General features: G+C 59.1%; 10 protein-coding genes and 1 tRNA gene. 6 read left to right on the forward strand and 5 right to left on the reverse strand.

Going from position 1 to position 10932, the window contains the following annotated elements:
- Positions 1 to 36 precede the first annotated feature (36 nt).
- Together LKK40_RS09220 and LKK40_RS09225 are read right to left on the reverse strand one after the other, a co-directional pair.
- Entirely contained in the window at positions 37 to 786 is a 750-nt protein-coding gene (locus LKK40_RS09220; RefSeq protein ID WP_152581511.1) for a leucine-rich repeat domain-containing protein, read from the reverse strand.
- 7 nt (positions 787 to 793) lie between these two features.
- Entirely contained in the window at positions 794 to 2392 is a 1599-nt protein-coding gene (locus tag LKK40_RS09225; RefSeq protein WP_152581512.1) for a CHAP domain-containing protein, read from the reverse strand.
- A 209-nt stretch (positions 2393 to 2601) separates the two neighbouring features.
- On the opposite strand from LKK40_RS09225, the gene LKK40_RS09230 reads away from it, so the two are divergent.
- A complete protein-coding gene (locus LKK40_RS09230) occupies positions 2602 to 3531 on the forward strand; it encodes a glycosyltransferase family 2 protein (protein ID WP_237564511.1) in 930 nt (309 codons plus the stop codon).
- A gap of 137 nt (positions 3532 to 3668) precedes the next feature.
- Here LKK40_RS09230 and LKK40_RS09235 read toward each other — a convergent pair whose 3' ends face one another.
- Entirely contained in the window at positions 3669 to 5990 is a 2322-nt protein-coding gene (locus LKK40_RS09235; RefSeq protein WP_152581513.1) for an RICIN domain-containing protein, read from the reverse strand.
- A gap of 318 nt (positions 5991 to 6308) precedes the next feature.
- On the opposite strand from LKK40_RS09235, the gene LKK40_RS09240 reads away from it, so the two are divergent.
- Positions 6309 to 6725 (forward strand): glycerophosphodiester phosphodiesterase, encoded by a 417-nt coding sequence (locus LKK40_RS09240; RefSeq protein ID WP_152581514.1) that lies wholly within the window; start codon positions 6309 to 6311, stop codon positions 6723 to 6725.
- Positions 6726 to 7056: 331 nt separating this feature from the next.
- Positions 7057 to 7141: transfer RNA gene (locus LKK40_RS09245), tRNA-Ser, on the forward strand.
- Between the two features lie 229 nt (positions 7142 to 7370).
- Here the strand turns inward: LKK40_RS09245 and LKK40_RS09250 are convergent.
- Positions 7371 to 8393, reverse strand: a complete 1023-nt coding sequence (locus LKK40_RS09250; protein ID WP_162000793.1) for an ArgP/LysG family DNA-binding transcriptional regulator — start codon at positions 8391 to 8393, stop codon at positions 7371 to 7373.
- A gap of 117 nt (positions 8394 to 8510) precedes the next feature.
- On the opposite strand from LKK40_RS09250, the gene LKK40_RS09255 reads away from it, so the two are divergent.
- The 3 genes from LKK40_RS09255 to LKK40_RS09265 all read left to right on the forward strand — a co-directional run bounded on the left by LKK40_RS09255 (position 8511) and on the right by LKK40_RS09265 (position 10098).
- Positions 8511 to 9233, forward strand: a complete 723-nt coding sequence (locus LKK40_RS09255; protein ID WP_162000794.1) for a LysE/ArgO family amino acid transporter — start codon at positions 8511 to 8513, stop codon at positions 9231 to 9233.
- Positions 9234 to 9581: 348 nt separating this feature from the next.
- Complete coding sequence (locus LKK40_RS09260) at positions 9582 to 9815, forward strand: hypothetical protein (protein WP_162000795.1); 234 nt, start codon at positions 9582 to 9584, stop codon at positions 9813 to 9815.
- Between the two features lie 16 nt (positions 9816 to 9831).
- A complete protein-coding gene (locus LKK40_RS09265) occupies positions 9832 to 10098 on the forward strand; it encodes a ribbon-helix-helix protein, CopG family (RefSeq protein ID WP_162000796.1) in 267 nt (88 codons plus the stop codon).
- A gap of 231 nt (positions 10099 to 10329) precedes the next feature.
- Here LKK40_RS09265 and LKK40_RS09270 read toward each other — a convergent pair.
- Positions 10330 to 10932 (reverse strand): pyridoxal phosphate-dependent aminotransferase (locus LKK40_RS09270; RefSeq protein WP_304310343.1); only part of this gene is annotated, 603 nt, incomplete at its 5' end.

Genomic DNA, 10932 nt, shown 5'->3' on the forward strand with positions numbered 1-10932 from the left:
TGCTGTGCTGCACAACCCGAGGGCTGCACAGCCATGCTACATATGCGTTACTTGGACTTCTCCCGACACGGTGCGGTACACATCGAATGAGCCATCCTGGTTCTGGATGGTGACGGTGTTGCCCGATTGCGCGGAACGTCGCACGATATTCTCGTCATACGGCGCATGCACATAGAGCTGCGTCTGCTTGCCGTCGATCGGCGAGATATCGGCCGTCGGACATGCCACGCTCAGCGATTTCAGCGGCAGCTGCTTCAGCGCAGCCAAGTCGCATACGTTTGAACTCAGCGCGACCTGCGACAGCTTGGGCAGCGCGCCGAAGGCAGATATGTCGGATATGCTCGTCCCGTACATATTGATCTGTTCCAGCTTGGTCAGCCGGCTGACGCCATGCAACGAGCTCAGAGCAGGCAGCGAGCTGACGTCCAGATACCGCAGACCGGTGAACACTTCCAGTCCCTGCAGGGTCTGCACTTGCTGCAGCTGGGCACCACACTGCTGGTGATATTGCTGCGCGTACGCCGGGAAGGACAGCGAATCCAGAGCCGCCGCCTTCTTCGTGTTCACCGGGCTGTCGGCGGACTGCCCCAGCACCTTTGCCATGCAGACGGACACATGGGCGTCTTTGAACACCTTGGCGAGCGTCGGAGCGGGCTTGGCCGTATGCGATGGAGAGACAGCCGAACCCGAGTCTGAACCCGAACCCGGCGCAGCGCAGGCGGCGAGCAGCGCCACTGCGGCCCCTGCGGTCGCGATGGCTTGAATCATGCGTCTGGCTGAGGTCATGCCGCACTCAGCCCCAATATGGATGTGCGTAGCCGACCAGCACGTTGTACGAAGGGCGTTCGCCGATGCCGCCGAATATCGCATCCGCGACAATCGCGTGACCGCCATTGACCGATACGACGATGCCCGCATGGGACGCGGAGTAGGCATCCGCCCAGCCCGGCCACTTGTAGAACGCGATGTCACCGACCTGCGGCGTCATGCTGACACGGCCGCGCACCCGGTACCAATCGAAGTTGTGATGCGGCCAACCGGAGGCGGCGCCATCAGCGAGGAATATGCCGAGCCCTGATTCATGGAACACCCACCACACCCAGGCCATGCACGGCCCGAAGGGGCAAATCAGCCCACCGTTCGCAGCGAGAATGCCAGGGGCGTCGATGTTCTTTCCATACGAGGAGCGGGCTTGCGCAAGCAGCCTGCCGATTATCTCATTCCTGGCGTATCGGCGGCCCGTCCACTGGTCAAAGTAGTACGGCATGCCATCAATCATCACTGCACCATGCACCATCTTGCCGCTGACGCGATCGTAGAACACCTGCTTGCCGTGGTCCCACTGCCAGCCGTACAACGTAGCGCCGGTCCAATCGTTGAAGTAATACCAAGCGCCGCCGATGCACTGCTCACCCTTGCGCATCTTGCCATCGGGAATGCCGTAATACACCCATTTGCGTCCCTGCGGCAAATACTTCCAACCGTAAGTCACCGCGCCACTGGAAAGATCGAAGTAATACCAGGCGCCGTTGATGTCCTGCTCGCCTTTACGCATCCTGCCGTCAGGAATGCCGTAATACACCCACTTATGCCCTTGGGCGAGATACTTCCAACCGTAGGTCACCGCACCGGTGTAATGGTCGAACAGATACCATCCGGTGTGTTGGCCGTCAAAGTCCAGATATTGCTCATCATGCGCCATCGCGCCGGTATCGAAGCTGTAGTACACCCATTTAGAGCCGTTGCGCTCATGGATATAGGCCATGCCTTTGACCATGGCACCGGTCTTGTCGAAGTCGTACCAGTCGTGGGTTTGCGACCAATAGAATTCGCCGGTCACCACATCGCCCTGCGCATCGAGCTGGTACCATGCGCGGCTTTCCGGATCGTATACTTGCTCGTCCTTGACCATGACGCCATGATCGTACCAGTGCTTCACGCCGTCATTCACGACCCAGCCCTGCACGCTCGGATCAGGGGCAGATCCCCCGTTGTCTGAACCCGCGTTAGTGTCGCCAGTGTCGGGCGAAGCCTCGCTGCGCGATTCACCCGAAGCCTGCTGGCTCTGCTGGCCATTGACAGCCGAGTGGTCAGCGGCCGTCGGCGACTGGCTGCTCGTCGGCGCCTTCGATGGGTTGGAGGCTGACGGCGCAGCAGCGGATGCCCCCGTTTGCGTGCCGTTTCCTGATGGCTGAGCCGAAGGGGATGATTCACCCGTGCTAGGCTGCGAAGCGTCTCCCTGCTTGACTTGGCTCGAATCGACCTGCGTATCCTGCGCATTATCGGCCGGCAGCTGCGCACCCATGGCTGTAAACGTAAACGTCTGCGCCAGACTTGCCGCTACGATCAGCGCCCCCACTGCACCAAGAAACTTCGGCCTGTACCCCATCATTATCACGCTCTATCCCATATGTGAACAAATCAGCCGACTTTAAGGTAATGCTCCGCGTGGACACATGAAGACTCTGTGCATCGCTCATTCCCGCCGTATCATCACATGGCGTCTGCGCTATACTGAGGCACATGCCAAACGAGGAAGACAACAGCGCTCTTATGGGTTCTGCACAGGAAACGCATCGCAGAAAGGCGCCTCTGCTGAGCATGGTTATACCGTGCTACAACGAGGAACCTGTGATATCCCAGACCGCCGCGGTCCTCGAAGACCAGCTGACCGCGCTGATGAATACCGGCGACATCAGCAGCTCGAGCTTTGTGCTGTTCGTCGACGACGGCTCCTCGGATCGCACGTGGGGTATCATCGAGGAGCTGCACGCCAAGAACCCGACGCTGTATCGGGGACTCAAATTCTCTCATAATCGGGGGCATCAAAACGCGGTCTACGCGGGGCTCATCGCAGCCTTGCAGCGCGACTGCGATGCCGCGATCTCTATGGATGCGGATCTGCAGGACGATCCCGACGCCATCGGGCGGATGGTCGATTCATACCGCGCTGGCAACGAAATCGTGTTCGGAGTACGCAACAATCGGGAGAACGACACGGCCTTCAAGCATTTCACGGCCGAGGCATTCTACAAACTCATGACATGGATGGGAACCGATACGATTCCCGACCATGCCGATTTCCGCCTGATGAGCCGAACCGCTATAGCGGCGCTCTCCCGCTACTCGGAGTCGAATCTCTTCCTGCGCGGCATCGTTCCCTCGCTTGGCTTCACGACAGACAAAGTCCATTACAAGCGCGGCGTGCGCGTCGCCGGGGAATCGAAATACCCGCTGTCCAAGATGATCTCGTTCGCGATGGAAGGCATCACGTCCTTCTCCGTGAAGCCGCTGCATCTCGTTACCGTGGCAGGCTTCATCTCCATGCTTGGCAGCATTGCCATGCTCATCTACATCATCGTTTCAGTCGCCATGGGACGCGCCGTCTCCGGATGGGGATCGATGATGTTCTCGCTCTGGTTCCTTGGCGGGCTCATCCTGATTTCGCTCGGCATCATCGGCGAATACATCGGTCGGATCTATCTGGAAGCGAAGAACCGCCCGCGCTACATCATCGAAAAGGAGCTGTGACAGGCGTTCTTGCGCCCGGACGCAGGAGTTCTCGCGCCCGGACGGCATCTGGTCGCACCCAATTGCCGCCCGGGCTTATGGCCTTTAGGCGGCACGGCAGGCGCAACTGCGCGTAGCCCCTGCTGTGCCGCTGTGTTCTAGCTGTGCAGCGCGCCGGTGACCGGGTCGAAGTAGTATGCGCGACCGTCGATGACCTGATGCCCTTTGAGCATGATCCCGGTGACGCGGTCATAGTAGACGAATCGTCCGTCCGCAAGCTTTTTCCAGCCGTAGGTTGTCGCGCCTGTGGCATCGTTGAAGTAATACCAATTCCCGTTGATGCATTGTTCGCCATGCGCCATGCGGCCAGTGGTCATATCGTAGAAGACCCATTTGCCGCCATTGGATTGCAGGAATTTCCAGCCTTTCACCATGGCCCCGGTATGCTGGTCGAAGTAATACCAGCCGCCGTATCGGAAATCCTCGCCGTACACCATATGGCCCTGCGAGTCGTATCTGGCCCACTTCTGGCCCGCGGCTATCCATACGTCCTTGTCGTGCGCCATATTGCCGGTGGTGTCAAAGAAATACCAGATGCCGCCGATATATCGCTCTCCATGAACCATCGCATCGGTTTTCGGATCATAGTACGCACGTCGGCCGTCAGGTAGCGTGAACCATCCGCTGACGCGCTTCCCGCTCGCGTCGAGGTAATACCAGCCCTTCGAGGCCGGGTCATATATTTCCTGGGAGGTGCAGCGCACGCCATTATCGTACCAATAGGTGGCGTTGCCGATGGTGACCCAGCCATTCGCGCCCGGGCGGTATGCTCCGACCGGCACGAGCCGGAAGCGCTGGTTGGTGCCGCCGTTGAGTCCCCATATCTCGACCGGTGTGCCGTTCGCGCTGTTGCCGGCTGTGACATCGAGGAAACGGTTTTTCGTGCTGTCGGCCAAGGACTTGATGAAGTAGTACCCACGTGCACTTCGATACAGCTGCCACTGCTGGCTGGCCGCATTCGTGGAGCTGTTCTGCACGACCTTCATGCCGTTGCCCGAGAGCCCGTTTTTCACACTCAGCACCTTGCCCGATTGTGAGGCTTTAATCGAGTAACGCTGCCCTCCCAAGGCGGCGATATGAAATACCTGATTGGCTGCTCCGCTGTATTGCCGGATTTCAGCCGCTGCGGAATCAGCCGTGCTCGACCCGGCGATGTCGACGACCTGATCAGCGTACGAGGACACTATATAATAGTCCCCTTCTTTCACGTCCGTGAGCGCCGCGCCTTGCTGCTTCGGGTCCTGGCCCGCAGGGTCGTTATCGACATAGTTCTTGTTGCCGAAGGCGTTGAGGTCCACGGATCCGGAGATGCCGTTCACGTTGCCGCTGTCGGAATACTGCCATCCTCGGTCGTTTGTAGAGTAGGGGAATCCCGTGCGCGCACCGTAGCTGGCGACCCAGCGGGTCTTGGAGCGGATGTTGGTCGAGTTCAGCGCCGTATTGAGATAGCTCGTGTACGAGTACACGGAGAGATTGTGGTATCCAGCAGCATTCAGCTTGGAGTACCAGGCGTTGACGATGCCGTCATACACGCTCGGACTGGTGGGAGGCGTATGGCCCGACCAGGTCCACCGTTCCAGATCGTAGAACACCGGGTAGCTCAAGTCGCCCGGGCTCACGCCTGCCTGGCGGAGCAGACTCGCCACGTCCGAGCCTTCGGATGCGCCGTCGCCCGCATCCTGTGCGTAGGAATAGATATAGACGCCGAAAGGGATGCCCAGGCGTTTGCACTCGCTGATGTTGCGGCGCGCATAGGTGTCGAAGCCATTGTCCCAGCCATAGCTCAGGCGAATGATGGCACCCTCGACGCCTGCGTTCTTCGCTGCCTGCCAGTCGATGTTGCCCTGCCATTGCGAGACGTCGATAACGCTTTTGGCCTGCTGGGCGAATAGCGTGCCATCGGATTCGAAGAAGGCGCGAGTGCCGTTATATGTGCCCCAATATGCACCGTACGAACCGTTGCCCAGCGGCAGGGAACGCTGCATGCGCTTCGGTGCTGATTGTGCCTGGTCTTGCGCCGCCGAATCGCCTGCGGCCTGTTTGGCCTCGCCAACGGTTATGGGAACGAACGATTTTCCATCGGTTTTCGCCAACGGGTCAGCCGGCTTGTTCGCATCGCCCACAAGCTTTTCATCATTGACTGGCTGTGCAGTTGTGGCGTCAACCATGCTGCCGTCCGAAAGCGTGACGTAGTCCGGGGAGACATAGGTGGCGTCGGGGGGAATCTGGCTGTTCAATGCACTCGTATCGGGCATCTGCCGCGGGGCCGCCGAAAAATCCACCGACTCCTGCTGACTCACCGATGTGTCAGCGGAAGGCGAAATCTCGTAAGCCCCATATGCGGGTGCCGTTGCCAATGCGCCGAGCAAAGCCGCCGACACCGCCAAAGACATGATTGCTGCGATTTTCGATGAAGTCATCCGTCCTCCTTGCGCTGTGATCTGCGTTCCACTCTCTCACGGTGCGGCGGCAGTGCGCAAACATTCGACGTGCGGGTGTTGTGAAATCTGCCTCGCTGTCTTTCAGTGTCTTATATATCACATTGACCATTATTTTGCCCTTCGTTCCACAGCGAGACCCTTTGCCGTAACCAAAACATGATACGTTGAACGGTGTTGGAGAAATCCGGCGACACCGGTTCCCCTGCTGTCCGTTTGCTTGCCAGCGTAGAAGCATAACGGCCAGCAACGCAGCGACACCCGCTGGGGGAACGCAACATGCAATGGAAAGGAACCCCGATGGCAGAAGACAAACTCATCACAGTTGATACGTCGCTGTACGGAGAGGACGCGGCCGCCAAGACCGCAGAGGCGATCAAGGTCGCCAAGGAATTCGGCATCACCGACGAGGAAATCGCGCAGGTCGAGGACTTCAAGCAGGCGCTGACCGATCATAACGCCTGGGATCTGCCCTTCATGGGCTATGTGAACGAGGACGGCTACGGCTACGCCTACGTGCCCGATCAGGCGATCGCCCCGCCGAACTGGGATGCCCACAAGGCCTTCAAGGAGCTGCCCTACAACGTGCAGACCACCTTCGCCATCCGCATGCTGTTCACCCACCGCGACGTCGACCGCTACGGCGCCGTCATGTTCCTGCACTATGAGCGCGGCTTCACCATCCACTTCGAAGGCCCCGGCTCGAACAACTACTGATCCTTCGGTCTTCGGTTGGTTAGTCAGTCAGGAGTTTGGTTGATCAGTCCGGGGTTCCGGCTGACTAGCTGACCGACTAGGCGATGGGCGCAAAATTCGGCATAATGCCCTTTTGCGCCAGGTAACCCATACAGGAGGCACAACAAGGGCATAGCTTAAGGTCTTATGCCCTTGTTGTGCCTCCTGTCGCGATTCTGCGTCGCACAAGGGGCATAGAGACAAAGGAGCATAGTCTCAAAGCCACCTGCGCCACGCTGGGTTGTTGCCCAGCCGCAATCTGTGGTATCCTCTTCAAGTTGTGTGCCGATACCCGTATGGGGTCGGTGTACTTGGAGGATTCGCCTAGTGGCCTATGGCGCACGCTTGGAAAGCGTGTTGGTGTAACAGCCTCGCGAGTTCGAATCTCGCATCCTCCGCCCATAATCCCGCAGCCCTTTGTTTCCAAAGGCTGCGGGATTTCTGTTTCTCGGCTAAACCGTATCCCCACGCAGGCATACCGGAGCAGAAGAGCCACTGAGTTGCGGTCAGCGGCGTATTTCTGCCAGTTGCTTCGTGTACTGGCACAAAAGAGCCACTGGCGCGCGGTCAGCGGCCCTTTCGTTCCAGTTGCGAGCAGCTGGATGCCCAACCATGCGGGAAAAACCGCTAGTCCTGCGCCACCAGCGCTTTGCGGCTCGCTGCGATAATCGCTTGGGCCACGGCGTCAAGTGACGGCGATGATAGCCGCCATTGCTGCCAGAACAACGGTCGCAGCAACGGCTTGTCAGAGAGCCGGATCAGCGTGCCGGCGGGAAGCGAGTCCAGGCTTGCGGCGGGGATCATGCCCCACCCGAATCCGAGCGCGATCGCGTTCATGAATCCGGTGGGCGTGGGCACGTAATGCGTGGTCGGGTGCACTGCGGCCGCCGTGATGCTGCGTATGAATGTATTTTGCAGGCTGTCGTCCTTGTCGTATTGCATCAGCGGAGCCCGTTCGAGACTCGGCCCGTTCATGCCATCGGGGAACCACCGCCGGGCGAACTGCGGAGCGCAGGCGGCATAGTAAGCCATAGCGCCGAGACTTGTGCTGGAACATCCCTGCACTGGCTTCTCGTCAGCGGTGATGGCGGCCATCACCTCGCCGGAACGCAGCAGCCGGGACGACAGCTGCTCGTCCTGCCGCCTGATATCCACGGCGATGGACTGGCGCGCAATGGGCGCGAGCGCCGGCAGCACCCAGCTTTCCAGGCAGTCGGCATTCACCACGATGCGAATATTCACCTCATTGCCGCGCTGCTCGTCCGCAATCTGCCGCATCGCTTCCTCCTGAGCGAGGGCGATCTGGCGGGCAAGACGCAGCAGCAACTGACCCGTGCGCGTAGGCTGCGCCGGCTTAGTGCGCTGCACCACAATCTGCCCGAGTTGCGATTCCAGCGCCTTCACCCGTTGGCTGATGGCCGATTGCGAGATGCGCAGCTCGTCTGCGGCCGCTTCGAAGCTGCCCGTTTCCACAATCTGCTGCAAGGCAGTGAGCTGCTCTATGGGAATGGAGCGGATTGCCGCCGACAATGCGGTCGCAGCATCCGAACCGACCGACTGCGAGCTACTGACCGCCTGTAAACCAGCCGATTGCGAGCCCACCGCCTGCAAGCCACCAGAAAGCCTCTTGCTAGACCGACGTACGGTCATAACGGTCTCCTTTCCGCACAGCTCGCGTGGGATACCGCACAATGACATAAGTAATTCTTATATATTAGCAAAATAATTAGTTGGACTTGCAGAAAACCAAACCTTACTGTCATGGGTATGAGTATCGCAGCACTCCCCATCCTGCTCACAGGATTCACCAGCCAAGCAAGCCTGATTGTGGCCGTCGGCGCGCAGAACGCCTTCGTCATTCGCCAAGGCATCGCGCGGTCCCACGTCCCCGCCATCGTCGGCATATGCATCGCGGCAGACGCCATCCTCGTCACGCTCGGAACCCGAGGCATGGGCGTCGTGGTAGAGAGCCATCCCTCGGCGCTGTCGGCTTTGACGTGGATTGGCGCTGCCGTGCTGATGCTTTATGCGATTCTCGCGTTCAAACGTGTGTTCGTTCGCGTGCGCGCGCTACGCCGTGCAGCTATCGCGGAGCGTAGGCACGGCGGCTCTGACATTTCTGCGACCGACGCTGCCGGAGCCGACACCGCCGCAGCTGACACCGCCGCTACCAGCGCTGCCGCTACCAATATGGAACAATCGCCGCTGCGCACGGATATCCTGGCTTGTCTGGGAGTCACCTTCCTCAACCCCAACGTCTATCTGGATGCTATCGTGCTGATGGGCGGGCTCGCAGCCACCTACGGCGCAACGCTGAAATGGTCATTCGCCGCAGGTGCGATCCTCTGCAGCATCCTGTGGTTCACGCTGCTGGGAGCGCTGTCCGCGACGATGTCGCGCCTATTCAACAGCGCCCAGGCCTGGATCGCGCTCGACTCCGTCATCGGCATCGCTATGGTGCTCATCTCCGTCCACCTCGCCCTTGGCTAGGAGCCGCTGCGCACTGCGGCCGCGCCGACTGCAGCGCCATGGAAGGCCTCGCGAAACATGTCGTTGGCCGATTTGACTATGAGGTTTTGCTCGTTGCAGCCCGTAAATACAATGCAGCTCCGGATTATACTTACGAGTAATATACTCATGCGTATATTACTCGTAGGCATATTACTGAGGTTTGCAGCAGCGTTCTCGATTCTTTTGGAACCCTTTGACTCCAGCTCTCCCACATTTTTCTCCAGGATTATCCGTCTAGCGCTTCGACCATTTTGTATTACACTGAAATGACACGGAACGATTGGGGTGATGCCTTTGCCGAGCCAGCTCAGAGTACACCCACGAGTGATGCAACGTCACCCCGACATCAACGAACACGATGTGCGCTATGCTTTCAGCCACATCATCAGATCAATGCGCAGACCCGGAGACGACGAGCCCACCCAATACCTGCTCGTCGGCACCACTACGGACGGGCGCGTCATCGAAATGCTCGCCGTCATCGGCGAGCAGCATGAGTGGCTCGTCTACCACGCGATGCGCGCGACCAGGAAGACGCTCAGAGAACTCGATCTCATGTAGCCTAAGGAGCAGGACCATGACATTCACCACGGAAAACGGCGTACAGATAACGGACGAGCAGTTCGACCAGTGGGCACAGCAGGCTGAAAACGGCCACTACCCCAACCGCAAGGGCGAGATCTTCATCGGCAAGCCGCCGCTCAGCGACGAGGAGCTCACAACCGTCACGTTCAAGGCGCAGCCCACCATCGTCGAGATGCTTGACGCGCGCGCCAAACGCCAGGGCGTCACGCGCTCGGAACTGCTGCGCCACGCAGTCGAACGCGAACTCGCCACCGCCTGAATGCCCTGAATCTGGCGTGGAATGCACAGAGGCGCAAAAGCGCGTTCCCTCATTCACCGTTAGCAGCCTCAGTCGTTTTAGCGAAGTCCAATGGGACTGCCGCTCAGCGAATAAGAACTCGTGACCGGCGCCTCAAAGTGCAGCCCGCCATTATTGCAATACGTAACGCGCGGTAGCAACACCGGTGACGGTGATCCGTCGTCCTTTATAAAGGGTCTTCCACGCCCAACTTCACACTAACCGATCAGCATCATGATGCAATCGTTCTACAGCGTCCGCCACTTGCGCATCGCTTGCAGTGATTGATATGCGTACGTAGGTATGCGTTTCATCACCATATGCAGCGCCGGTGCGGGTCAGTATGCCAAGTTCAGCCAATCTTTGCACCACGCTTTCGGCGTTTTCCCCAGGAACATGGCCCCAGAGGAAGAACCCACCGACATTGCCCGTAGAAAAAATCATGCCCCACCGTTCAAAGGCTTCTTGCAGAGCCAACCGTCTCCGAGCGTGAATTCGTCGCTGTTCGCTGACGGCTTCCGTGTTCGCCAATGCATCAATCATGGCATATTGCACCGGTTGCGAGAGCACAAGACCGTATGTGCCCCACCGGGTGCCGAGCTGCTCAATGATGCTTGAGTCCCCCGCCACGAAACCTGCGCGGTATCCGGCCATATTGGATTGTTTGCTCATCGAGTACAGAGCGAGAACGCCGCCACCAGGCCGTGTGGCACCCGGTATTGAAAGAATGCTGGCAGTGGGGTCGTCGCCCTCGGAGGTCCAGTCGAACGCGGAATAGCATTCATCCTGTACGATAATCGCGTTCAATTGGCGAGC

The organism is Bifidobacterium tibiigranuli (assembly GCF_022655035.1).
GTDB lineage: Bacteria > Actinomycetota > Actinomycetes > Actinomycetales > Bifidobacteriaceae > Bifidobacterium > Bifidobacterium tibiigranuli_A.

Bases quoted from the DNA above. Each gene is read 5' to 3' on its own strand.
- LKK40_RS09235 (WP_152581513.1), bottom strand. From the start codon at position 5,990: ATGACTTCATCGAAAATCGCAGCAATCATGTCTTTGGCGGTGTCGGCG.
- LKK40_RS09265 (WP_162000796.1), top strand. From the start codon at position 9,832: ATGACATTCACCACGGAAAACGGCGTACAGATAACGGACGAGCAGTTC.
- LKK40_RS09225 (WP_152581512.1), bottom strand. From the start codon at position 2,392: ATGATGGGGTACAGGCCGAAGTTTCTTGGTGCAGTGGGGGCGCTGATC.
- LKK40_RS09240 (WP_152581514.1), top strand. From the start codon at position 6,309: ATGGCAGAAGACAAACTCATCACAGTTGATACGTCGCTGTACGGAGAG.
- LKK40_RS09230 (WP_237564511.1), top strand. From the start codon at position 2,602: ATGGTTATACCGTGCTACAACGAGGAACCTGTGATATCCCAGACCGCC.
- LKK40_RS09255 (WP_162000794.1), top strand. From the start codon at position 8,511: ATGAGTATCGCAGCACTCCCCATCCTGCTCACAGGATTCACCAGCCAA.
- LKK40_RS09250 (WP_162000793.1), bottom strand. From the start codon at position 8,393: ATGACCGTACGTCGGTCTAGCAAGAGGCTTTCTGGTGGCTTGCAGGCG.
- LKK40_RS09260 (WP_162000795.1), top strand. From the start codon at position 9,582: ATGCAACGTCACCCCGACATCAACGAACACGATGTGCGCTATGCTTTC.
- LKK40_RS09220 (WP_152581511.1), bottom strand. From the start codon at position 786: ATGACCTCAGCCAGACGCATGATTCAAGCCATCGCGACCGCAGGGGCC.